Here is a 22,679-nt window from a genome sequence, read left to right as displayed (position 1 = left end):
GCCCGCACCCGCCGTGCTCCGGCAGGCGCCCCGGCTCAGCGCCCGGAGCGGAGCTCCGCCAGCACCGCGTCCGTGAACGGCGGCCAGACCTCGGCGGCCCAGGGTCCGAAGGCGCGGTCGGTGAGCGCGACGCAGGCCGCTCCCGCCACCGGGTCGATCCACAGGAACGTGCCGGACTGCCCGAAGTGACCGAAGGTCGCGGGGGATGACGAAGCGCCCGTCCAGTGGGGCGACTTCGAGTCGCGGATCTCGAAGCCGAGGCCCCAGTCGTTGGGGTTCTGGTGGCCGTAGCCCGGCAGGACGCCCTTCAGGCCGGGGTGGACGACGGTCTGCGCCTCCAGCACCGTGCGCGGGTCCAGCAGCCGGGGGGCCTGGACCTCCGCGGCGAACCGGATCAGGTCCTCCACGGTCGAGACGCCGTCCCGGGCAGGGGAGCCCTCCAGGGTCGTCGACGTCATGCCCAGCGGTTCCAGGACGGCCTGGTGCGCGTACTCGGGGAACGGGATGTCGGTCGCCTTCGCGATGTGGTCCCCGAGCACCTCGAAGCCCGCGTTGGAATACAGCCGGCGGGTGCCGGGCGGGGCTGTCACGCGGTGCTCGTCGAAGGCGAGGCCGCTGGTGTGCGCGAGCAGATGCCGCACGGTGGAGCCCTCCGGCCCCGCCGGTTCGTCCAGCTCCACGGCCCCTTCCTCGTACGCCACCAGCGCCGCGTAGGCCGCGACGGGCTTGGTGACGGAGGCGAGCGGGAAGCGGTGTGCGACCGGACCGCGCGTACCGAGTACGGTGCCGTCCGCCCGCACGACGGCTGCCGCGACGGTGGGGACGGGCCAGTTGTCGATCATCTCCAGGCTCTGCATGACTGTGAGCCTAATCCGAAACACATCACCGATTGTGCTTGCTTCGAGTGCACTCCAAGGTTCTAGCGTGGAGGGCATGACGGTGATGGAGAGCACTTCCGAACGGGCGGCTGTCTGCGCCGCGCCTCCACGGGCGCACCCGCGGCCCGAGGGTCAGGACCGCTACACCATCAGCGAGGTCGCCGCCTTCACCGGCCTCACGGCCCACACCCTGCGGTGGTACGAGCGGATCGGGCTGATGCCGCACGTCGACCGGTCGCACACCGGTCAGCGCCGGTTCACCAACCGGGATCTGGACTGGCTCGGCTTCGTCGGCAAGCTCAGGCTGACCGGGATGCCGGTCGCCGACATGGTCCGCTACGCGGAACTGCTGCGTGAGGGCGAGCACACGTTCGAGGCCCGGCAGGAGCTGCTGGAGGCGACCCGCCGCGACGTCCGGACGCGGATCGCGGAACTCCAGGACACGCTCGCCGTCCTCGACCTCAAGATCGACTTCTATGCGGGCGCCCGACGGGTGCCGGAAGGGCCGAGTGCCTGATGACTGACGACAAGATAGCCACCGTCCGGCTCGGCGGCGACGGTCCCCAGGTCGGTGTGCAGGGTCTCGGCTGCATGGGTATGAGCGAGTTCTACGGCGACACGGACCAGGCCGCCGCCCGCGACACCCTGGAAGCGGCGCTGGAAGCGGGGGTGACCCTCTTCGACACGGCCGACGTCTACGGGCGCGGCGCCAACGAGGAGTTCCTCGCACCCTTCGTCGGGGCGCACCGCGACGAGATCACGCTCGCCACGAAGTACGCAATCGAGCGCACCGACGACCCGCTCCACCGGGGCGTCCGCAACGACCCGGCCTACATCCGGCAGTCCGTGGAGGCCAGCCTGCGCAGGCTGAACACCGAGGTCATCGACCTGTACTACATGCACAGGCGTGACCCCGTCGTGCCGCTCGCCGAGTCGGTGGGCGCCATGGCCGAACTGGTCCGGCAGGGCAAGGTCAAGCAGCTCGGGCTGAGCGAGGTGACCGGCGCCGAACTCCGCGAGGCCCACGCGGTGCACCCGATCGCGGCGCTCCAGTCGGAATGGTCGCTGTTCAGCCGGGACGTGGAGCTCAGCGCGGTGGGAGCGGCCGTCGAGCTCGGGGTGACGCTCGTGCCGTACTCGCCGCTCGGCCGGGGCTTTTTGACCGGGGCGTTCGCGGACGCCGCCAAGGACCTGACGGAGGGCGACTTCCGCAAGTTCCAGCCGCGCTTCACGGGCGAGAACGCGAAGACGAACGCGGCTCTTCTGGAGCCCGTGCACAAGATCGCGGCGGCTCACGGGGCGACGGCCGCGCAGGTGGCCCTCGCATGGGTGCAGCAGCGGGCGGAGGTGCACGACCTGACGGTCGTACCGATCCCGGGAACGCGGAAGCGCAGCCGCCTGCTGGAGAACGTGGCGGCCACCCGGCTGACGCTGACCGCGCAGGAGCTGGCCCTGCTGGAGCCGATCGCGGGGCAGGTGGCGGGGGACCGCTACCCGGACATGAGCAGCACGTCCGCCGCGCGCGAGTAGGGGCCCTCGGGGCGCCGAGCCCGTGCGGCGCCCCGGCCTCCGCTCACGCCAGCCGGAGCGCGAACACCGCGAACCCCGCGGCCAGCGCACCCGCCGCCACCCGAAGGGCGCCCGCGCCCGACTGCCACGGCGCCTCGAACCTCCGCGCGTACCGGGCGATCAGCACCAGCAGCGCGGCGAACACCGGCATCCAGGCCAGCCGGGCGAGGATCCAGCCCAGCGAGTCCGGGCCGGTCGTCAGGCCCGGCACCGCGCCGGTGAACGAGGCCGGTACGGCCGCCGCCAGCATGGCCGTCTGGTGCCAGCACAGGATCGTCATCGCCGAGAGGTTGATGACGACCACCGGCGCCCACACCACCGGTCTGCGCAGGAACCGCGCGATCCGGTCCCGCAGCAGGATCGCCGCCCCGCTCTGCGCCGCGGCCAGCGCGAGGACCAGCAGGGACGGCGGGTGCGAGTTCGTGCGCGCCTCGCCCGGCACGCCGACCATCGAGGCCGGGTAGTGGAAGGCGATCAGCAGCACGGCGAACAGGACGCTCCCGCCGGCCAGCAGCAGCCGGCCGCCCCGCTTCCCGATCCGCCCCTCGCCCCAGGAGACCCCGAGCTGGTACGCGAAGAGCCAGCCCGGCAGGATGTTCAGCAGGCTCAGCCAGGACGGCACGGCGTCCGCGTACGGCCCGTAGCGCAGGAAGTCCACCACGGCGACGGAGACGAGCAGCGGCGCCGCGGCCCAGCCGCCGAGCCGCTTCGCCAGGCGGACGCAGTACGGCGTGAGGGCCGTGACCACCGCGTACACACCGACGAACCACAGCGGCTGGATCACCAGCGTCGACGCCGTGTGCAGCGTGTCGCCCGGCACCCCGAGCGCGTACAGCACGGGAATCATCGCCGCCCAGACGGCGGTCACCCCGAGCACGGGCCGGCCGAGCCTGACCATCCTGCCGCGCAGCCAGGCCCCGGTCGTGGACGTACGGCGGCGGTAGGAGAGCACGGAGGCGTACCCGCCCACCAGGAAGAAGACGCCGAGCATCTGGAGCACCCAGCTGACCGGGGCGAAGAAACCGAACGTGGCGAGCGGACTCGCGTTGTGCAGGGCGCCCCCGCTGTCGAGGGTGAAGCCGCCGAGCAGCCAGTGCCCCGCCGGGACGGCGAGCAGGGCCAGCGCGCGCAGGCCGTCGATCGCGCGGTCGCGGTGGGTGGGGGTCCGGGCGTCGATCCGTGCAGCGAGCCGCGTGACGCTCATCGGGCCACCCCGTCCGCGAGGGCGGCGATCGCGGCGAACGAGCGGAGCGAGTCCGTCCCCGGCGCGAAGTAACCCGTGTGTCCCCGGGCGTCCCGCGTCGGTACGGGACGGGCGCCGAACTCCGGATCGGTGGGGTCGGTGCCGTGCCCCAGGCCGGCCACCTCGACGTTCGGCACGTCGTCGATCCAGTCGGTGGCGTCCTTGGCCGCCCATACCCGCGCACCGGTGCGCAGATCGCCGACGGTGTCGGCGCGCATACCGGGAGAGCCGACGACGACCAGGTCCGTGGCCCGGAGCCGGGGCGCGGCCAGGCCGCACACCACGGACCCGTAGCTGTGGCAGAACACGGCGGGTTCGGGCAGGGAGTCGGCGACGAGCCCGTCGGCGAACCGGGTCAGCCGGTCGGCGCCGGCCTCGGCGAGCCTGCCGCTCGCGGCGTCGACGCCCACCCCGACGGGTGTCGTGTATCCGGCCCAGGCGATCACCGCACTGCCAGGCCCGGTCTCGGCGTACAGCGACCTCGCCATGCCCGACGGGGTGCCGTACACATCCTTCGTACGGCCGAAGGTCCCCGCGTCGATGTCCGAACCCGGCACCACCACGGACACCTGCCGCGCCGCCCTCACGTCACCGAACACCTCGACGACCTGGCCCCGGCCCCGGGGGTCGAAGGCGAGGATCTGCCGGTCCTCGCCCTGGAGGTGCGCGTACCTGGGATCGTGATCGGCTCTCAGCGCGCGGGCGTTGGCCCGGTAGCGGAGCTCCACGGGAGCGCCGTCGAGGTTGCCGACGACCGACGGATGCCGCTTCACCAGCCTCTGCTGCTGCGCACCGGTCAACTCCGCGAAGAACCGGGCGACTTCGGCGGGCGACGCCTCGGCCGGATCGGGCAGCTCCCGCCCCAGCACGCCGTCCGCACTCCAGGCGGCGCTTCCCGGCGGCGGCCCCGTCAGGGTGCGCTGCGCGTCCCCCGACACCCAGCCCGCGCTCCCGGCCACCACGGTGGTGGCCAGCGCGACCGCGACCAGCGTCCTCGCGTAACGGCGCATCTCGCCCTCCCTCTCCGGCTGTCGCACACCGTCCGGTGTGACGGAGAGGAAGGTAGGAAGAGGATGGGTGCGAGGGCGTCACACCACGGGGCCAACTGCGAGGTGATACCGGGGTAGGGGGTGTACCGGTACCGCCGCGCCCTAAGCTCCCGGCGCCACCAGCCCCGACTCGTACGCGAAGATCACGGCCTGGGCCCGGTCCCGCAGGTCCAGCTTGGCCAGCACCCGCCCGATGTGCGTCTTGACCGTCTGCTCGGCCAGCACCAGCCGTTCCGCGATCTCCTGGTTGGACAGCCCGCGGGCGATCAGCTCCAGCACCTCAGTCTCCCGCGGGGTGAGCCCGTTCAGCCGGAGCGCGGGACCGCTCCGGGCGATGCCGGAAGGGCGCTGGAGGGCGAAGTCGGCGATCAGCCGCCGGGTCACCGACGGGGCCAGCAGCGCGTCCCCCGCCGCCACCACCCGTACCGCCGCGATGAGATCGGCGGGCGGCGCGTCCTTCAGCAGGAATCCGGACGCGCCGGCGCGCAGCGCCTCGTACACGTAGTCGTCGACGTCGAAGGTGGTGAGCATCAGCACCTTGGGCCGGTGGATCACACCCACGGGCGGGTCCAGCAGCTCACGGGCCGCCGCCAGCCCGTCCATCTCGGGCATCCGGACGTCCATCAGCACCACGTCGGGATGCTGACGGCGGCTGACCTCGATCGCCTGCCGTCCGTCCGGCGCCTCGCCCACCACGTCGATGTCGCTCTGCGCCGCCAGCAGCGCGGCGAACCCCGCGCGCACCATGGCCTGGTCGTCGACGATGATCACGCGGATGGTCACGAGTCCTCCGGGGTCGGGGGCGCGTCCAGGGGGAGCCGTGCGGCCACCCGGAACCCGCCGTCCGGCAGCGGACCGGTGTCCAGCGTGCCGCCGGTCAACCGTACGCGCTCGCGCATACCGACCAGCCCGTGTCCCGTCCCGCTCGCCTCCAGCGGCGAACCGGGCCGTTCGGCCCGGTCGTTGACGACCACCACCGTCAGATGACCCTCGCCCGCCGCGACCGACACCCGGGTCCGGGCCCCCGGCGCGTGCCGGACCACGTTCGCCAGCGCCTCCTGCACGATGCGGTACACGGAGAGTTCCACCGCCTGCGGTACGTCACCGCGCCCGGCGGCCTCCGCCACCCCGGTGGCCAGCGAGAGCTCGACGGGCAGCCCCGTCCGGACCGTCGCCTCCACCAGCGCCTGCACCCGGCCGATCCCGGGCTGCGGCGCCCGCTCGCCCTCCGTACCGTCGCTGCGCAGCACCGACAGCAGCCGCCGCATCTCGGTCAGCGACTCCCGGGCACTCGCCGCGATGGTCCCGAACTCCTCACGCGCCTCGTCGGAGAGCCCGCTGATCCGGTACGGGGCGGAGTCCGCCTGGACCGTGATCACCGACATGTGGTGCGCGACCACGTCGTGCAGTTCGCGGGCGATCCGGGTCCGCTCCTCCAGGAGCGTGCGCCGCGCCCGCTCCGCGTCGCTGATGCTCTCCTGCTCGACGAGCCGGCGCTGCGCCTCGCCCCGTTCCCGTACGGCTGTCCCGATCACCAGCACCACCGCGCCGAGAACGAACAGGAGCAGAGCGCTGCCGTTGCTGCGCCCGGGATCGACCAGGTGCAGCGCCAGCCCGGCGGCGCCGGTCATCAGCCACACGGCGATCACGGTCCGGCGGGTCTCGCGCAGGCCCAGCGCGAGCAGGACGAAGAGGTAGCCGACGATGACCGGTGGCGTCCACGGCCAGACGTCGTACCCGTGGACGGGGTGGGCGAGCAGGACGCAGGCCCCCACGATGTCGGCCGGGAAGATGATCCACCAGGCCTGCAGCGGCCTGTGCGCCAGCATCAGCAGCGGCGCGGCCTGCGCGACGCCGAGCGCCCCCGCCACACCGCCGCCCACCCCGTACTGCGTGGTCAGTACGTTGATCGTGACGGGGATGAGAGAGGCCGCCAGGGCGATGACGGCACCGTACGGAAGCAGCCGCTGCCACGCTCTGGGGGCGCCGGCGAGCAGCGGCGTGGGCGGGTGGGAGGCGTGGGACAGCCCGTGGGCGAGCTCGCGCAGATTGCGGCGGGCGGCGCTCACGAGGCCGTCGGCGGGCGGCGGCCCGGCGGGTGAGGAGGACATGGCCCGCCCACCCTAAGTGCTGTCCCGTGCCCCCTGGCGGGCGCACGACGACAGCTACGGCACCTCAGGCAGCGAACCCCCAGGACGACGTCATACCGGAGTGCCGATCCGCGCCGTCCTCTCATACCGGGGTACGGGGTGCCCCGTCCCGCTACAGCTCGGCGAGCAGCTGCGCCTTCTTCGCGCCGTACTCGTCGTCGGTGACCAGCCCCGCCCGGTGCAGCTCCCCCAGGTGCCTGATCCGCTCGGCGATGTCCGCCGGGTCGCGTCGCACCGCGCCGACCAGGGCTGCGGGCGGTGCGGGATTCGGCTGCCGGCGGCGTACGGATTCCAGCACGGCCGCGGCGAAGGGCAGCGACTCGTGCACCGGGCCGTAACCGAGCCCGAAGACGACCGCCGCCGGATCCTGGTCCGCCTGCGCCGGCCTGACGTCTGCACGCAGGCCCTGCGCCCCGCCCACCCCGCCGTACGCCGCGCCGGGCACGTCCATCGGGCCCGCCGGCGCGGCGTCCGCCGCCCCGGTGCGCGGCACGAGCCGCAGGTAGCCGTCGAACGCCTCGGGCGAACGCCACTCGACGCCGCTCAGCTCCCGCACCGAGAACGTCTGGTCGCCTGCCTTCCACTTGGCACTGGACGCACCGGTCCAGGACCACCGGAAGGAGATGCGGTCACCGTCGAAACCGGCGCGGCCGTCGTACGCCTTGAAGCTCAGCGGGGCCTCGGGCGCCGCGACCATGAACCGGTCGGCGGGGAGGGCCGCTTCCTTCCCGAGCAGCGCGCGCAGCTCGTCCGCGTAGTACTCGGCGAGCGTCTCGCGTTCGACCGGAAGCACCAGCCGGTACGGATCGCAGCCGTCCTTCAGCTGTCCGGCCGCAGCCTCCAGCAGCGGATCGGCACCGGGTCTCGGCACCGCGTGCAGAACCACCGTGCCCCGCTTGCCGGGGGTCAGCGTCACCGAAGACAACGCCGCGTGCGGGACGCGACGTTCACGCAGGCTCTGGAAGAGCTTCGGCGTGCGGATACCCCGTTCGAAGCGGATGAGCAGGGAGTCGGTGTCGAACTCCCAGGTGGCATGAATTCCGGCCAGCACATCACCCATGCGCATCATCGTATGCGGCACCGGCTCCTACGTCCCCCCTCGAAGCGGGCCGCAATTCGGCCCACCTCCCGTGCTCTACGCGCGTCAGGTGTTCCGCTCGCCGGAAATCCCGCTGTGGCAGGCGCCGTCACCGCTCGCGCAGCTGACCGAGTCGTACGCGCCCACGCCGATCGCCGCGAAGTTGCTGAGGCTCTCCGTACCCGGCTCGAAGTAGCCGCTGTGCCCGATCGCTCCCCGCGCCGACATGATCCGCGCGCCGAAGTCCGGATCGACCGGATCGGCACCGTGACCGATCCCGCCGACCGCCAGGTACGGCACGTCCTGGATCCAGTCGTCGCGGTCCCGCGTCGCCCACACCCTGGCCCCGGTGTCCAGCTGCTCCGCACGCTGCACCCGCATCCCCGGGCTCCCCGCGACGGCGATGTCCGTGACCCGCGACGGCAGGTCGTGCGCGGCGACCCCGCACAGCACGGAGCCGTAGCTGTGGCAGAACAGCGAGACGCGCGAGGTGCCCGGCAACACGTCGACCAGGTGGTTCAGCCGCACCGCACCGGCCCTGGCCAGCCTGCCCAGCGCCGCGTCCACGCCGATCCCGGCGGGCGAGGTGTAGTCGGCCCAGGCGATGACCGCGGTACGGGTACCGGGGTCGGCGGCCTGTTCGGCCGCGTACAGCGACTGCGCCATGCCGACGGGCGCCGAGTACTTCCGGCCGGAGCGCTCCAGCGTCAGCAGGTTCGTGTCGACGCCGGGAACCACGACCGAGACACGGCTCGCCCGGTCCAGATCGCCGAAGACCTCCGCCGCGTGTCCCTTGCCCGCCGGATCGAAGGCCAGGATCTGACGGTCCTGCGCGAGCATCGAACGGAAGCGTTCCATCCTGCGCAGCGCCTCGTTCCGGCCGCCGGGCGAGAGCCTGGTGTCGTACATCCGCTGCTGCTCGACGGCTCTCGCCTGCTTAAGTGCCTGCCGGTTGGCGTGGTAGCGCAGAGTGAGCGGGGCGCCGTTCAGGTTCCCCACCACGAGCGGGTAGGTGTCGGCGAGCGTGGTCTGCTGCCGGGCGGTCAGCGTGGCGAAGAAGTGGGCCAGCCGGTAAGGCGGAGATCCGACGTCCGGCAGCGCGTGACCGGCTATCCGTCCCTGCGCCCAGGAGGCCAGCGCGATCTCGCGTGGCTCGTCGGAGCGTTGCTGACGCACGGCGGTCCACCCGGTGGTCGCCAGCATCACGAACACGACCGCCACGGCGAGCAGAGCGCGCCATGCGGTGAGCGTGGGGGAGGAGTCGAAGGAAGTCACTGCGCCTCACCCTAGGAGACGCGCGCCGGAGCCCGTGACAGGGGTGACGTACATCACCTGTTGGCGCGGAATTCGTCCGCCGTCTCTCACGCTGCGTGTGCGCCGCGCGTACGCTCCGGTGCGCCTGACGGCCCGTCGGAACGCCATCGGGGCCGTTCGGGCCGAGTGCGTGTGAGGTCCGCCATGCGCGGGTGCTGAGAGGTGCGGCACACCTGTGCCGGCCCCAAGGGCTGTCCCGTAACCCCTGGCGGGCGCACGACGACAACGCGGCGAGGTGCCGTAGCTGACGCCGCGCGCTGATCCACCAGGGATTACGGGACAGCCCTTACCGGGACGGGTCCCCGGCCGGTGGTGTCCGCCAGTTCTCGGCCAGTGCGGGGCCGAGGTGGTCCAGGTACTCCTCGGTCAGGATCCGCAGCGATTCGATGCTGGTGTCCTGCCCGAGGCCCCACTGCTGTCCGGCCACCCGCATCGCTCCCGAGAACGCGGCGACGGCGATGCGCGGACGCGCGTCGGTCTCCGGGTCGAGCCCCTCGCGACGGGCGATCAGCCGGGCGATCTCGTCCTCCAGGGCGACTCCGCGGCGCATGTGGGCGGCGATCAGCGACGGGGTCGACTCGATCATCCGGTACGTCCGCATGTGGAGGTCGATCGGGACGAGCGCCTCGATGGCCTCGCCGATGCTGCTCCAGGCGCACAGGACGGCCCGGCGCATCGCCTCGAAAGGGGCTTCCGCGGCGGGGCGTTGACGCAGCTCCGTGAGGAACCGGGACTCGACCGTCGTCTGCACGGCGAAGGCGGTCTCCTCCTTGTTCGCGAAGTAGCGGAAGAAGGTGCGCTGGGAGACCTGTACGGCCTCCGCGATCTCGTCGACGGTCGTCCGGTCGTACCCCTGTGTGGTGAAGAGCTCCAGGGCGGCGTTCAGCAGAGCCTCACGGGTGCGCTGTTTCCTGCGTTCGCGCAGCCCGGCCGGCGGTTCCGCTTCCTGCCCTGATGACACGTATCGGCTCTCTTTCGCTACTTCGTTCCGACTCGGGTGTCGTGTGAGCTACGTGACAGTTACCGAGTTGTGAATCAGTTTGTCAACTGTCAGCGGCTGACACTAATCTCCAGCGCATGACTAGTCAGACCACCGTTGAGAAGGCGTCGCGGGAACCGGATAAGACCGTCTCCCCAGCCCCGGCCAAGGGGCTTCGCGGCCACCCCTGGCTGACGCTGTTCGCCGTCGCCATCGGCGTGATGATGGTCGCGCTCGACGGCACGATCGTCGCGATCGCCAACCCCGCCATCCAGAAGGACCTCGGTGCCTCGCTGGCCCAGGTCCAGTGGATCACCAATGGCTACCTGCTCGCGCTCGCCGTCGCGCTGATCACCGCGGGCAAGCTCGGTGACCGCTTCGGCCACCGCCAGACGTTCTTGATAGGCATCGCCGGCTTCGCCCTGGCGTCCGGTGCGATCGGTCTCTCCAGCGAGATCGGCCTGGTCATCGGCTTCAGGGTCCTTCAGGGCCTGTTCGGCGCGCTGCTCATGCCGGCGGCCCTGGGCCTCCTGCGGGCCACGTTCCCCGCCGAGAAGCTGAACATGGCCATCGGTATCTGGGGCATGGTCATCGGCGCGTCCACCGCCGGCGGCCCCATCGTCGGCGGCCTGCTCGTCGAGCACGTCAGCTGGCAGTCCGTCTTCTTCATCAACGTGCCGGTCGGCGTCCTGGCGCTCGTCTTCGGTCTGGTGATCCTCAAGGATCACCGTGCGGCCAACGCGCCGCGCTCCTTCGACATCCTGGGAATCCTGCTGCTCTCGGGCGCGATGTTCTCCCTCATCTGGGGAATCATCAAGGCCGGTGAGTCCTGGGGCTGGACCGATGGCAGGACCCTCGGATTCCTCGGACTCGCGCTCCTCCTCTTCGGCGCCTTCGGTTTCTGGGAGACCAAGGTCAAGGAGCCGCTCGTCCCGCTGGGGATGTTCCGTTCCGTCCCGCTGACCGCGGGCGCCGTCCTGATGGTGCTGATGGCCTTCGCCTTCATGGGCGGCCTGTTCTTCGTGACGTTCTTCCTCCAGGGCGTCCACGGCATGAGCCCGGTCGACAGCGGTCTGCACCTGCTGCCGCTCACCGCCATGATGATCGTCTCCTCGCCCGTCGCGGGCATACTGATCACCAAGTTCGGCCCGCGTGTGCCGCTGGTCGGCGGCATGGTGTGCACGGCCGTGGCCATGTTCGGCATGACGACCCTCAGCGAGAGCACCGGAACCTTCGGCATGTCGCTCTGGTTCGCGCTGCTCGGCTGCGGACTTGCCCCGGTCATGGTGGGTGCCACCGAGGTCATCGTCGGCAACGCGCCGATGGAGCTCTCGGGTGTGGCCGGAGGCCTCCAGCAGGCCGCCATGCAGGTCGGCGGAGCCCTGGGCACCGCCGTCCTCGGTGCGGTCATGTCGGCCAAGGTCAGCGCGGACTTCGCGGGCAACTGGAAGGACGCGGGTCTGCCGGGCCCGGCGGACCCCAAGCTGGAGGAGGCCGCGGAGTTCGGCATCGTTCCGGTCGAGGCGCTGGGCAAGGCTCCCGGCATGACCCCGGACATTATCGACAGCATCAGTGGGGTCATCCACGACACGTTCATGTCGGGGATGGGCCTGGCCTTCACCGTCGCGGGTGTCGTGGCAGTGGTCGCGGCCCTGGTCGCCACCCTCACCAAGCGCGGCGACAACGCCGAAGCGGGCGCCGGAGTCGGCCACATCTAGAACGGCCGCACTCTTCCCCACGATCGCCGGACGGGCACTTCCCGTCCGGCGATCGTCGTGTGCCGGTACGGCGCCCGCGCCAGAAACCCCTATCAGGGTGGCGCCGCCCGGCACCCCTTCCCCCGGTGCCGCTCCGCAGGTCAGGGTGCGGACAACTGATCCGCACCACACGGGGGACGAACCACCATGCGCACCACTCTGCTCGCGGCCGCTCTGGCCGCCACCGCACTCATCCCGCCGACCGCGGTGCATGCCGCACCGGTCCGGCTCGGCACCTGCGACGCCGGGCAGCTCTGTCTCTGGAAGAAACCGGACTTCACCGGCGCCCGCCAGGTCCACGAGCTGTCCACCGTCGACGTCGACAGCTGCGTCCCGCTGCCCGCGGGCACCAAGGCCCAGGCGCTCGCCAACCGCACCGGGCGGCCCGTCACCACCTACCAGTCGGCGGAGTGCGCCGAGACCGGCGAGTTCGAGACCTACCCGGGCGGCGGCACGTGGGTTCCCAGGTCCTCCTACCAGGTCAGGGCCTTCAAGATCTGGGAGAGCTGACCTGAGGACACGCCGAAGGGGCGGCGGGACCATCCGGTCCCGCCGCCCCTTCGGCGTGTCCTTACGCGTCGCCGCCGGCCGGGCCGGGATCGGCCGCGGCCACATCCAGGAGGTCGTAACGGTCGACCGCGGTCTTCAGGGCCGACCGGTCGATCTTGCCCTCCTTCGCGAGCTCGGTGAGCACCGCGAGGACGATCGACTGCGCGTCGATGTGGAAGAAGCGGCGGGCCGCGCCACGGGTGTCGGCGAAGCCGAAACCGTCGGCGCCCAGCGACTGGTACGCGCCGGGAACCCAGCGGGAGATCTGGTCCGGAACGGAACGCATCCAGTCGGAGACCGCGACGAACGGGCCCTCGGAACCGGAGAGCTTCGACGTCACGTACGGGACGCGCTGCTCCTCCTCGGGGTGGAGCAGGTTGTAGCGCTCCACGTCCACGGCCTCGCGGCGCAGCTCGTTCCAGGAGGTCGCCGACCAGACGTCCGCCTTGACGTTCCACTCGTCGGCGAGGATCTGCTGCGCCTCGACCGCCCACGGGACCGCCACACCGGAGGCCATGATCTGGGCCGGGATCTGGCCCTTCTCGCCGCTCCGGTAGCGGTACACGCCCTTGAGGATGCCCTCGACGTCCACGTCGGCCGGCTCGGCCGGGTGCTGGATCGGCTCGTTGTAGACGGTGAGGTAGTAGAAGACGTCCTCGTTCTCCTCGGGCGTCCCTCCGTACATCCGGCGCAGACCGTCCTTGACGATGTGCGCGATCTCGTACCCGAACGCCGGGTCGTAGGCGACACAGCCAGGGTTGGTCGAGGCGAGGAGCTGCGAGTGGCCGTCCGCGTGCTGGAGACCCTCACCGGTCAGCGTCGTACGTCCGGCGGTCGCACCCAGCACGAAGCCGCGCGCGAGCTGGTCGGCCATCTGCCAGAACTGGTCACCGGTGCGCTGGAAACCGAACATCGAGTAGAAGACGTAGACAGGGATCAGCGGCTCGCCGTGCGTGGCGTACGCCGATCCGGCGGCGATCAGCGAGGCGGTGCAGCCGGCCTCTGAGATGCCGTCGTGCAGCATCTGCCCGGTCGGCGACTCCTTGTACGCGAGGAGCAGCTCGCGGTCCACGGCCTCGTACTGCTGACCGAGCGGGTTGTAGATCTTCGCACTCGGGAAGAACGCGTCCATGCCGAAGGTGCGGTATTCGTCGGGCGCGATCAGCACGAAACGCTTGCCGATCTCCTTGTCCCGCATGAGGTCCTTCAGGATGCGGACGAACGCCATGGTCGTGGCGATCGACTGCGTACCTGATCCCTTCTTCGCGGCCGCGTACGTCTTCTCGTCCGGCAGGGCCAGCGGCTTCGCGCGCACCACACGCGTCGGGACGTAACCGCCCAGACTCTGGCGGCGGTCGTGCATGTACTGGATCTCTTCCGAGTCGCGGCCCGGGTGGTAGTACGGCGGGTAGCCCTCGTCCAGCTGCTTGTCCGTGATCGGGATGTGCAGCCGGTCGCGGAAGCGCTTGAGGTCCTCGACCGTCAGCTTCTTCATCTGGTGGGTCGCGTTGCGGCCCTCGAAGTTCGGCCCCAGGGTCCAGCCCTTGACCGTCTGCGCCAGGATGACCGTCGGCTGGCCCTTGTGGGCCTTGGCCGCCGCGTACGCCGCGTAGACCTTCCTGTGGTCGTGGCCGCCGCGCCCCAGGTGCAGGATCTGGTGGTCGGACATGTCCTTGACCATGTCCCGCAGCCGCGGGTCGTCGCCGAAGAAGTGATCACGGATGTACGCGCCGGTCTCGGTGGCGTACGTCTGGAACTGTCCGTCCGGCGTGGTGTTCAGCTTGTTGACCAGGATGCCGGTGCGGTCCTGCGCGAGCAGCGGGTCCCAGGTGCGGTCCCAGACCAGTTTGATGACGTTCCAGCCGGCGCCCCGGAACTGCGACTCCAGCTCCTGGATGATCTTGCCGTTGCCGCGGACCGGGCCGTCCAGGCGCTGGAGGTTGCAGTTCACCACGAAGGTGAGGTTGTCCAGGCCCTCACGCGCGGCGATGGAGAGCTGGCCGAGCGACTCGGGCTCGTCCATCTCGCCGTCGCCCAGATAGGCCCACACGTGCGACTTGGAGGTGTCGGCGATGCCGCGCGCCTCCATGTAGCGGTTCATCCGCGCCTGGTAGATCGCACCGAGGGGGCCGAGGCCCATCGAGACGGTCGGGAACTCCCAGAAGTCCGGCATCAGCCGGGGGTGCGGGTAGCTGGACAGGCCGTTCGGAGCCTTCGACTTCTCCTGGCGGAACGCGTCGAGCTGCGCCTCGTTCAGCCGGTCGAGCAGGAAGGCACGGGCGTAGATCCCGGGGGACGCGTGGCCCTGGAAGAAGATCTGGTCGCCGCCGTCACCCTCGTCCTTGCCCCGGAAGAAGTGGTTGAAGCCGACGTCGTAGAGCGACGCGGAGGAGGCGAACGTGGCGATGTGGCCGCCGACCCCGATCCCGGGACGCTGGGCGCGCGACACCATCACGGCCGCGTTCCAGCGGGTCGCGTTGAGGACCTTGCGCTCGATCTCCTCGTCGCCGGGGAAGAACGGCTCGTCCTTCGTGGCGATCGTGTTGACGTAGTCCGTGCTGCGCATCTCCGGCACGGCGACGCGCTTCTCGCGCGCGCGCTCGATGAGCCGGAGCATCAGATAGCGGGCACGCTCACGGCCCCGCTCGTCGACGGCGGCGTCGAGGGAGTCGAGCCATTCCTGGGTCTCCTCGGGATCGAAATCCGGGACCTGGCTCGGAAGGCCGCCAATGATGATCGGGTTGCGATCGGATCCGGAAGCCACGCTGTTCCTTCGCTGTTCGGTGCTGCTCTACGGGGCCTGGTTACGGGGAACGGACCCCCGGGACATCTGTTGTGCGCCGCCTCCATCGTGTACCGCGAGGGCGCAAACGTCATCTCTACCGTGGGGTAACCGCGAGGTTCTGAATGCCTCGCGCCCGGGCACGAGTATGGGCGACGGAGGATGGGTCGGGCCAAACCGCAACCATACGCCCAACCCGTCCAAGCGTTCCCAAAGGCTGTTCGACTCCGATTGGCGGATCGAAACGGCATAAGCTGAGGAAGGACGTAAACGGATTGGGCGGCATCGGGCGCCCCGCAGGAGACCGGCCGGAGGTTGCGGCGACGTGGCAGGGAACGTCACCGTTTAGGCGGTCTCGGACGCTGGGTACTTGCGCGATTCGCCGAGCCCGTGTGGACTACGGCCAACGCCCCGCGCACGCGCGTGGGTGAAGCATTTTCCGAAACATGATCAGGAGGCAACCCGTGAGCGCGACCGCGGACCACGCGGAGGAGCGGACCAACCCGGCAGCACGCCTGGGGTTCGAGCCCGGACAAGTGGTCCAGGAGATCGGCTACGACGACGACGTCGAGCTGGAGCTCCGTGAGGGCATTGAGGCCACTACCGGCCAGGAACTCGTCGATGAGGAGTACGACGACGTCGCTGACGTCGTTCTGCTCTGGTTCCGCGACGAGGACGGCGACCTTACGGACGCGCTGGTGGATGCCATTGGTCTGCTCGAGGACGGCGGTACGGTCTGGCTGATGACGCCTAAGACCGGCCGTGACGGATACGTCGAGCCGAGCGACATCAACGAGGCTGCCCAGACAGCCGGTCTCGCCCAGACCAAGAGCATCAGTGCGGGCAAGGACTGGACGGGCAGCCGTCTGGTCACCCCCAAGGGGGCCAAGGCCAAGCGCTGAACCCCTCTTCCACCACCCGGGGCCCCCGACGGCAGACGCCGTCGGGGGCCTTCGTACGTGCGCGCGGGCTCCTGCATAGGGTGGGGACGACCCGGACGGACCGGTCCGGGCGTGCGGTGGAGTACGAAGGGACGCGTTTCATGGCGATCGAGGTCGGCACCCAGGCCCCGGAATTCGAGCTGAAGGACAACCACGGGCGGACCGTGAAGCTCTCCGACTACCGCGGCGAGAAGAACGTCGTCCTGCTCTTCTACCCGTTCGCCTTCACCGGTGTGTGCACCGGTGAGCTCTGCGCGCTGCGCGACGAACTGCCCCGGTTCGAGAACGACGACACCCAGCTGCTCGCCGTCTCCAACGACTCGATCCACACGCTGCGCGTCTTCGCCGAGCAGGAGGGCCTCGAGTACCCGCTGCTCTCGGACTTCTGGCCGCACGGCGAGACCTCGCGGGCGTACGGCGTCTTCGACGAGGAGAAGGGCTGCGCCGTGCGCGGCACCTTCGTCATCGACAAGGACGGCACGGTCCGCTGGAGCGTCGTCAACGGCCTCCCGGACGCGCGGGACCTCAAGGACTACGTCAAGGCGCTCGACTCGATCTGATCGCCGCCCGCCTCCCGGTCGGTCCCCGATCCGGGAGATCTCCTGGTGCCGCCCCGCCAAAAGCCTGTTTTGGCAGGGAACCGGTCACTAGGATCCAATCGTTGATCCGATGCCAACGCACGATGGGGACACTGGTTCTGCCGGCCCCTCAATCCATGGGAGGACTCGTGGGAGTCAGCCTCAGCAAGGGCGGCAACGTCTCGCTGACCAAGGCCGCGCCCAACCTGACGGCGGTCATCGTCGGTCTGGGCTGGGATGCCCGTACGACCACCGGCGGTGACTTCGACCTCGACGCCAGCGCGCTGTTGACGGGTGTCGACGGCAAGGTGGGCAACGACGGCAATTTCGTCTTCTTCAACAACCTCAAGTCCCCCGACGGCTCCGTCGAGCACACCGGTGACAACCTCACCGGTGAGGGCGAGGGCGACGACGAGGTCGTCAAGGTGAACCTCGCCGGAGTCCCGGCCGACGTCGACAAGATCGTCTTCCCGGTCTCGATCTACGAGGCCGAGAGCCGTCAGCAGAGCTTCGGGCAGGTCCGCAACGCGTACATCCGCGTGGTGAACCAGGCCGACAACACCGAGCTCGCGCGCTACGACCTGAGCGAGGACGCCTCGACGGAGACCGCGATGGTCTTCGGCGAGCTCTACCGCAACGGCGCGGAGTGGAAGTTCCGTGCCATCGGCCAGGGCTACGCCTCGGGGCTGCGCGGTATCGCGCAGGACTTCGGCGTGAACGTCTGAGCCACGTCAGTTTTTCCCGTCCGGCGCCGCACCATGTGCGGCGCCGGACGTTCTCATCCATCGACACGGGGAGGACACACATGGGCGTCACGCTCGCCAAGGGAGGCAATGTCTCCCTCTCCAAGGCCGCACCCAACCTCACCCAGGTGCTGGTCGGGCTCGGCTGGGACGCACGGTCCACCACCGGAGCGGATTTCGACCTCGACGCCAGCGCGCTGCTGTGCCAGTCGGGCCGGGTGCTCGGTGACGAGTGGTTCGTGTTCTACAACAACCTCACCAGCCCCGACGGCTCCGTGGAGCACACGGGCGACAACCTCACGGGGGAGGGCGACGGTGACGACGAGTCGGTCATCGTCCACCTCGACCAGGTTCCCGCGCACTGCGACAAGATCCTCTTCCCGGTGTCGATCCATGAGGCGGACAACCGGGGGCAGACGTTCGGCCAGGTCAGCAACGCCTTCATCCGCGTCGTGAATCAGGCGGACGGCCAGGAGCTGGCACGGTACGACCTGAGTGAGGACGCCTCGACGGAGACCGCGATGATCTTCGGTGAGCTGTACCGGTACGGAGGGGAGTGGAAATTCCGTGCAGTCGGGCAGGGGTACGCGTCAGGGCTGCGGGGCATCGCTCTAGACTTCGGGGTCAACGTTTCGTAAAGCCGCATACACGCGGGGGAGCCCCTCACACACCGGGGGAGGTCCGTACACACACGATGGGGTGCCAGTGATTCTGAAAACCTTCGGCTGGTCGTTCGCGGTTACCGCGGCCGGTCTGGTCGCAGCGGTGTTCTACGGGGGGTGGCAGGCCTTCGGTATCGTCGCGATCCTGTCGGTCCTGGAGATCTCGCTGTCCTTCGACAACGCGGTGATCAACGCCGGAATCCTCAAGAAGATGAGTGAGTTCTGGCAGAAGATCTTCCTCACCATCGGTGTGATCATCGCGGTCTTCGGTATGCGACTGGTCTTCCCCGTCGTGATCGTGGCCATCAGTGCCCAGCTCGGTCCCATCGAGGCCATCGACCTGTCGTTCAACGACCCCGACAAGTACAAGGAGCTGGTGACGGACGCCCATCCGTCCATCGCCTCCTTCGGTGGCATGTTCCTGTTGATGATCTTCCTCGACTTCATCTTCGAGGACCGTGACATCAAGTGGCTCGGCTGGATCGAGCGCCCGCTCGCCAAGCTCGGCAAGGTCGACATGCTGTCGGTCTGCATCGCGCTGATCGTGCTGCTCATCTCGGCCATGTGGTTCGCGCCCCAGGCGCACCAGCACGGTGGTCACGCGGACAAGGCGGAGACCGTCCTGCTCGCCGGTATCGCGGGTCTGATCACGTACCTCGTCGTCGGTGGCCTCTCCGGATACTTCGAGAACAAGCTCGAAGAGGAGGAGGAGCGCGAACACGAGGCCGAGGAAGCCGCCAAGAAGGCCGGCAAGCCGGTCTCCGCGGTCGTGGTCGTGGGCAAGGCCGCGTTCTTCATGTTCCTCTACCTCGAGGTGCTCGACGCGTCCTTCTCGTTCGACGGTGTGATCGGCGCCTTCGCCATCACGAACGAGATCGTGCTGATGGCCCTCGGCCTCGGTATCGGTGCCATGTACGTCCGTTCGCTCACGGTCTACCTGGTCCGCCAGGGCACGCTGGACGACTACGTCTACCTGGAGCACGGCGCGCACTACGCGATCGGCGCGCTCGCCGGGATCCTGCTCGTCACCATCCGGTTCGAGATCAACGAGATCATCACCGGTCTCGTCGGTGTCGTGCTGATCGCCTGGTCCTTCTGGTCCTCGGTGCGCCGCAACAAGGCGATCGCCGCGGCCGAGGGCGACGGCGGCGACAGCTCTTCCAAGGCGGAAGTCTCCTCCGGGGTGTGACCCGGCAGGGAATGAGGAACGCTCTCTGCGGGGCGGCCCACACGGCGACGGTTCTCCGGAACCGCCCGGGGCCGCCCCGCAGTGACGTACGGGGGCTGCGTGACGCCCGGGACGCCTGGAGCCCAGCCGGCGGCTCCACCCGTGCACAACCGGAATGGGGGGGTTGGGATGGCCTTCTGGAACAGCCTGTGGCCGGGGCGGGACGCGGTGTTCGAAGCGGGTAATTCCGCGACGAACTCGATCGTGCTCTCCAAGCGACATGCCACGGTCTCACTGAACAAGCAGGGCGCCCTGTCCGGAAATCTCCGTGTCAACCTCTCCTGGAGGATGCGCAGCTCGGACATCGAGGGCAGGTCACGGCAGAGCGGGCGGCTGCTGCGTCCGCTGAAACTCTTCCAGCCGGACGTCGTCCAGGCGCACACCCAGGGCGTGGTCAACGTCGACCTGGACCTGGGCTGCATGTACGAGCTGACGGACGGGACCAGGGGCGTGGTGCAGCCGCTGGGCAATCTGATCGGCGACCTGAACGGGCCGCCGTACATCCGCCTGAGCGGCGACGACCGCTTCGGGGCGCCGTCCGGGGAGACCGTCTACGTCAACCTCGACCAGCGCGACCAGATCAAGAGGCTGCTGTTCTTCGTCTACATCTACGACCAGACGCCTGCCTTCGACCGTACGCACGCCAAGGTCACGCTCTACCCGGGCAACGGCCCCCGCATCGAGATCGAGCTCGACGAGAGGGCCCCGCAGGCCCGCTCATGCGCCGTGTTCACCGTCGACAACATCAAGGACGAGCTGATCGTGCGCCGCGAGGTGAAGTTCGTATACGGCTTCCAGTCGGAACTGGACCGGCTGTACGGCTTCGGTATGCAGTGGGGGCGCGGCTACAAGACCCGGGCGTGAGGGCGCCCGGACCCGGGCGCGTGTGCGCCGCGGCCCGGGACACGCCGCACGGCTCAGTTCCTGACGAACTGCGGTCCCTGCGGGGGCAGCGTGAAATTCGGGTCCGGCGCGTGCGCGGCAGCGGCGGCGGGCTGCGGATAGCCGTACGCGGGCGGGGCGGCGGCCGGCTGCGGGTAACCGTAGGCGGGCTGCGGCGGGGCGGAGTGCTGTCCTGCCGGCTGCGGATAGCCGTAGGCGGGCTGCTGGTGCTGCACCGTGGCCTGGGAGTCCGGGGCGAGCCCCGGCGCGGGCGGGAACGGCGGTGCGGGTACGGCGGGCGCGGACGCCTGGTCCGGCCCGGGGGCCGGCTCCGTGGCCGTCTCGTCGACGGAGATGCCGAAGGCCGTGGCGAGTCCCACCAGGCCCGTCGGGTAGCCCTGTCCGACCGCCCGGAACTTCCAGCCCTCACCGCGGCGGTAGAGCTCGCCGCAGATGATGGCGGTCTCCTCGCCGGTCTCCGCCCTGACGTCGAAGACGGCCAGCGGGTCGCCGTCGGCCGAAGCGGCGTCGTACAGCAGGATGCGCAGATCAGTGACCCGTTCGAACGCTGCCCCGTCGGAGGACGCGGAGATCACCACCTGGTCCACCGAGGCGTCGAGCGCGGCGAGATCCGCCTCGATCGTGTCGGTGAGCCCCTCGGAGACGCTGCGCTTGGGCAGCCGTCGTACCAGGCCGGAGGGGTGGCGGGGCTGGTTGTAGAAGACGAAGTCCTCGTCGGAACGCACCCGCCCGGAGGCGCCGAGCAGCAGGGCGGAGGCGTCCACATCGGGGACACCGGCGCCCGGGGTCCAGCGCAGTACGGCCCGTACGGCCGTGGCATCGAGGGGGACGTTCGAGCCCTTCAGCATCGCGTGCGTCATGCCCGTCATCCTGCCTGCAACGGGGCCGGACGGACAACGCGGGGGCCCGACGGGTTTCGCGCGGCGGCGTTACGGGCGGAGTGGCGGTCCTCGCGACGAGTGCCTGTAATGGACGGGTTACCCGAAATTCATGCCTCTGGGGAACTGGCGACACCCGTCCGTACGTACTATTACCGGCCATACGTTGTCCGGCCGGTCAGGCAGTAACGGGGGATCACATGCGTCATTTCGGGCATATCTCGCCCGCTGCCCGAGAGGGACTGTTCTTCCAGGAGCCGTGCGAGTTCGACGCCGGCTCTCCCGCCCCTGTGCTCTCGGCGGCCCTCGGAGCCACGCTCTACAGCCCGGCGACCCGCCCGTGCCTGGCCGACGACGTCGTCAAGCTGGCCGCTCGTGGGGTCGTCTCGATGGTGCTGTGCCTGGAGGATTCGATCAGCGACGCCGACGTGGCGGACGGCGAGGCGAACCTGGTCAGGCACTTCGCCGACCTGGAGACGAGGGGCGGCGAGACGCCGCTGCTCTTCATCCGGGTCAGGGCCCCCGAACAGATCACCGACCTGGTGAGCCGGCTCGGCAGCTCGGTCCGGCTGCTGTCCGGATTCGTTCTGCCGAAATTCACCGAGGAGCGCGGCGCCCTCTTCCTCGAAGCCCTCGCGAGCGCCGAGGCGGCGGCCGGGCAGCGGCTCTTCGCGATGCCGGTCCTGGAGTCGCCCGAGCTGCTGCACCTGGAGACCCGGGCGGAGGTCCTCCAGGGGATCTCCCGCACCGTGAACAAGTACCGCGACCGGGTGCTCGCGCTGCGGCTCGGCGTCACGGACTTCTGCTCGGCGTACGGTCTGCGCCGCGCCCCCGACATGACGGCGTACGACGTCCAGATCGTCGGCGCCGTCATCGGTGACGTCGTCAACGTGCTGGGCCGGGCCGACGGCACGGGCTTCACGATCACCGGCCCGGTGTGGGAGTACTTCCGGCTCCAGGAGCGCATGTTCAAGCCACAGCTGCGCCGCAGCCCCTTCGCGGGGCCGGCCGAGGAACTGCGTACCGCCCTGATCGAACACGACCTGGACGGGCTGCTGCGGGAGATCGAGCTGGACCGGGCCAACGGGCTGCTCGGCAAGACCTGCATCCACCCATCCCACGTCGTGCCCGTGCATGCGCTGTCCGTGGTCAGCCACGAGGAGTTCAGCGACGCGCAGGACATCCTGCGGCCCGAACAGGGCGGCGGCGGGGTGCTCAGATCGGCGTATACGAACAAGATGAACGAAGTGAAGCCGCACCGGGCCTGGGCCGAGCGGACCCTGCAGCGGGCCGAGGTCTTCGGTGTGGCCAGGGAAGACGTCGGCTTCGTGGAGCTGCTGGCCGCGGGCCTGACGGACTGAGCGCGTATCGATGAGCGAGCGCGCAACGAGGGAAGAG

21 protein-coding genes are annotated in these 22,679 nt (G+C 70.0%); 11 read left to right on the top strand and 10 right to left on the bottom strand.

The annotated features are described in order from the left end of the window. Positions 1-35 precede the first annotated feature (35 nt). Positions 36-857 (bottom strand): serine hydrolase domain-containing protein, encoded by an 822-nt coding sequence (locus AB0C82_RS16080; protein WP_362841531.1) that lies wholly within the window; start codon positions 855-857, stop codon positions 36-38. A gap of 76 nt (positions 858-933) precedes the next feature. Here AB0C82_RS16080 and AB0C82_RS16075 point away from each other — a divergent pair, with 76 nt between their 5' ends. Next, the gene (locus AB0C82_RS16075) at positions 934-1,395 is read left to right on the top strand and encodes a MerR family transcriptional regulator (protein WP_362841528.1); all 462 of its coding nucleotides are present in this window, start codon (positions 934-936) and stop codon (positions 1,393-1,395) included. Further along, positions 1,395-2,408, top strand: coding sequence for an aldo/keto reductase (locus AB0C82_RS16070; RefSeq protein ID WP_362841525.1), 1,014 nt, complete (start codon positions 1,395-1,397; stop codon positions 2,406-2,408). The genes AB0C82_RS16075 and AB0C82_RS16070 overlap by 1 nt, the downstream gene beginning before the upstream one ends. A gap of 43 nt (positions 2,409-2,451) precedes the next feature. Here the strand turns inward: AB0C82_RS16070 and AB0C82_RS16065 are convergent, their stop codons facing one another. From AB0C82_RS16065 to AB0C82_RS16035, 7 genes are all read right to left on the bottom strand, one after another. Then, positions 2,452-3,651: an acyltransferase gene (locus AB0C82_RS16065; protein ID WP_362841522.1), complete on the bottom strand. Its 1,200-nt coding sequence runs from the start codon at positions 3,649-3,651 to the stop codon at positions 2,452-2,454. Further along, complete coding sequence (locus AB0C82_RS16060) at positions 3,648-4,700, bottom strand: alpha/beta hydrolase (RefSeq protein ID WP_362841520.1); 1,053 nt, start codon at positions 4,698-4,700, stop codon at positions 3,648-3,650. The genes AB0C82_RS16065 and AB0C82_RS16060 overlap by 4 nt, the downstream gene beginning before the upstream one ends. A 141-nt stretch (positions 4,701-4,841) precedes the next feature. Beyond that, positions 4,842-5,522, bottom strand: a complete 681-nt coding sequence (locus AB0C82_RS16055) for a response regulator transcription factor (protein ID WP_362841517.1) — start codon at positions 5,520-5,522, stop codon at positions 4,842-4,844. After that, the gene (locus AB0C82_RS16050) at positions 5,519-6,850 is read right to left on the bottom strand and encodes a sensor histidine kinase (RefSeq protein ID WP_362841514.1); all 1,332 of its coding nucleotides are present in this window, start codon (positions 6,848-6,850) and stop codon (positions 5,519-5,521) included. Before AB0C82_RS16050 ends, AB0C82_RS16055 begins: the two co-directional genes overlap by 4 nt. A 151-nt stretch (positions 6,851-7,001) precedes the next feature. Continuing rightward, complete coding sequence (locus tag AB0C82_RS16045; RefSeq protein ID WP_362841511.1) at positions 7,002-7,949, bottom strand: DUF4429 domain-containing protein; 948 nt, start codon at positions 7,947-7,949, stop codon at positions 7,002-7,004. Between the two features lie 84 nt (positions 7,950-8,033). Continuing rightward, positions 8,034-9,242: an alpha/beta hydrolase gene (locus AB0C82_RS16040; protein ID WP_362841509.1), complete on the bottom strand. Its 1,209-nt coding sequence runs from the start codon at positions 9,240-9,242 to the stop codon at positions 8,034-8,036. A 325-nt stretch (positions 9,243-9,567) separates the two neighbouring features. Further along, a complete protein-coding gene (locus AB0C82_RS16035) occupies positions 9,568-10,242 on the bottom strand; it encodes a TetR family transcriptional regulator (RefSeq protein ID WP_362841506.1) in 675 nt (224 codons plus the stop codon). 116 nt (positions 10,243-10,358) lie between these two features. Here AB0C82_RS16035 and AB0C82_RS16030 point away from each other — a divergent pair, with 116 nt between their 5' ends. Then, positions 10,359-11,978 (top strand): MFS transporter, encoded by a 1,620-nt coding sequence (locus AB0C82_RS16030; protein WP_362841503.1) that lies wholly within the window; start codon positions 10,359-10,361, stop codon positions 11,976-11,978. Positions 11,979-12,164: 186 nt separating this feature from the next. Beyond that, positions 12,165-12,527: a peptidase inhibitor family I36 protein gene (locus tag AB0C82_RS16025; protein WP_362841501.1), complete on the top strand. Its 363-nt coding sequence runs from the start codon at positions 12,165-12,167 to the stop codon at positions 12,525-12,527. A 61-nt stretch (positions 12,528-12,588) separates the two neighbouring features. Here the strand turns inward: AB0C82_RS16025 and aceE are convergent, their stop codons facing one another. Continuing rightward, a complete protein-coding gene (aceE, locus tag AB0C82_RS16020; protein ID WP_362841498.1) occupies positions 12,589-15,330 on the bottom strand; it encodes a pyruvate dehydrogenase (acetyl-transferring), homodimeric type in 2,742 nt (913 codons plus the stop codon). A 482-nt stretch (positions 15,331-15,812) separates the two neighbouring features. Between aceE and AB0C82_RS16015 the strand changes: the two genes are divergently transcribed. The 6 genes from AB0C82_RS16015 to AB0C82_RS15990 all read left to right on the top strand — a co-directional run bounded on the left by AB0C82_RS16015 (position 15,813) and on the right by AB0C82_RS15990 (position 20,364). Beyond that, entirely contained in the window at positions 15,813-16,250 is a 438-nt protein-coding gene (locus AB0C82_RS16015; protein WP_030564649.1) for a DUF3052 domain-containing protein, read from the top strand. A 140-nt stretch (positions 16,251-16,390) separates the two neighbouring features. Next, positions 16,391-16,849 carry a peroxiredoxin gene (locus AB0C82_RS16010; protein WP_362841495.1) on the top strand — a complete coding sequence of 153 codons (459 nt, stop codon included), beginning with the start codon at positions 16,391-16,393 and terminating at the stop codon, positions 16,847-16,849. 167 nt (positions 16,850-17,016) lie between these two features. Further along, positions 17,017-17,592 (top strand): TerD family protein, encoded by a 576-nt coding sequence (locus tag AB0C82_RS16005; protein ID WP_185302899.1) that lies wholly within the window; start codon positions 17,017-17,019, stop codon positions 17,590-17,592. A gap of 80 nt (positions 17,593-17,672) precedes the next feature. Then, complete coding sequence (locus AB0C82_RS16000; RefSeq protein WP_362841493.1) at positions 17,673-18,248, top strand: TerD family protein; 576 nt, start codon at positions 17,673-17,675, stop codon at positions 18,246-18,248. Positions 18,249-18,315: 67 nt separating this feature from the next. Further along, positions 18,316-19,461 carry a DUF475 domain-containing protein gene (locus AB0C82_RS15995; protein ID WP_362841490.1) on the top strand — a complete coding sequence of 382 codons (1,146 nt, stop codon included), beginning with the start codon at positions 18,316-18,318 and terminating at the stop codon, positions 19,459-19,461. 168 nt (positions 19,462-19,629) lie between these two features. Continuing rightward, entirely contained in the window at positions 19,630-20,364 is a 735-nt protein-coding gene (locus AB0C82_RS15990; protein ID WP_362841487.1) for a Tellurium resistance, read from the top strand. A 53-nt stretch (positions 20,365-20,417) separates the two neighbouring features. Here the strand turns inward: AB0C82_RS15990 and AB0C82_RS15985 are convergent, their stop codons facing one another. Beyond that, on the bottom strand, positions 20,418-21,272 hold the full coding sequence (locus AB0C82_RS15985) for a TerD family protein (RefSeq protein ID WP_362841484.1): 855 nt from the start codon (positions 21,270-21,272) through the stop codon (positions 20,418-20,420). Between the two features lie 209 nt (positions 21,273-21,481). Here AB0C82_RS15985 and AB0C82_RS15980 point away from each other — a divergent pair, with 209 nt between their 5' ends. After that, on the top strand, positions 21,482-22,642 hold the full coding sequence (locus AB0C82_RS15980; RefSeq protein ID WP_362841482.1) for an HpcH/HpaI aldolase/citrate lyase family protein: 1,161 nt from the start codon (positions 21,482-21,484) through the stop codon (positions 22,640-22,642). Positions 22,643-22,679: the final 37 nt, after the last annotated feature.

This window comes from Streptomyces sp. NPDC048560 (genome assembly GCF_040650955.1).
Lineage (GTDB): Bacteria > Actinomycetota > Actinomycetes > Streptomycetales > Streptomycetaceae > Streptomyces.
The sequence above is the reverse complement of the archived record's forward strand: the minus strand, read 5'-3'. Positions and strand labels throughout refer to the sequence as shown.

Bases quoted from the DNA above. Each gene is read 5' to 3' on its own strand.
- AB0C82_RS16080 (WP_362841531.1), bottom strand. From the start codon at position 857: ATGCAGAGCCTGGAGATGATCGACAACTGGCCCGTCCCCACCGTCGCG.
- AB0C82_RS16075 (WP_362841528.1), top strand. From the start codon at position 934: ATGACGGTGATGGAGAGCACTTCCGAACGGGCGGCTGTCTGCGCCGCG.
- AB0C82_RS16070 (WP_362841525.1), top strand. From the start codon at position 1,395: ATGACTGACGACAAGATAGCCACCGTCCGGCTCGGCGGCGACGGTCCC.
- AB0C82_RS16065 (WP_362841522.1), bottom strand. From the start codon at position 3,651: ATGAGCGTCACGCGGCTCGCTGCACGGATCGACGCCCGGACCCCCACC.
- AB0C82_RS16060 (WP_362841520.1), bottom strand. From the start codon at position 4,700: ATGCGCCGTTACGCGAGGACGCTGGTCGCGGTCGCGCTGGCCACCACC.
- AB0C82_RS16050 (WP_362841514.1), bottom strand. From the start codon at position 6,850: ATGTCCTCCTCACCCGCCGGGCCGCCGCCCGCCGACGGCCTCGTGAGC.
- AB0C82_RS16045 (WP_362841511.1), bottom strand. From the start codon at position 7,949: ATGGGTGATGTGCTGGCCGGAATTCATGCCACCTGGGAGTTCGACACC.
- AB0C82_RS16030 (WP_362841503.1), top strand. From the start codon at position 10,359: ATGACTAGTCAGACCACCGTTGAGAAGGCGTCGCGGGAACCGGATAAG.
- AB0C82_RS16025 (WP_362841501.1), top strand. From the start codon at position 12,165: ATGCGCACCACTCTGCTCGCGGCCGCTCTGGCCGCCACCGCACTCATC.
- AB0C82_RS16010 (WP_362841495.1), top strand. From the start codon at position 16,391: ATGGCGATCGAGGTCGGCACCCAGGCCCCGGAATTCGAGCTGAAGGAC.
- AB0C82_RS16000 (WP_362841493.1), top strand. From the start codon at position 17,673: ATGGGCGTCACGCTCGCCAAGGGAGGCAATGTCTCCCTCTCCAAGGCC.
- AB0C82_RS15990 (WP_362841487.1), top strand. From the start codon at position 19,630: ATGGCCTTCTGGAACAGCCTGTGGCCGGGGCGGGACGCGGTGTTCGAA.
- AB0C82_RS15985 (WP_362841484.1), bottom strand. From the start codon at position 21,272: ATGACGGGCATGACGCACGCGATGCTGAAGGGCTCGAACGTCCCCCTC.
- AB0C82_RS15980 (WP_362841482.1), top strand. From the start codon at position 21,482: ATGCGTCATTTCGGGCATATCTCGCCCGCTGCCCGAGAGGGACTGTTC.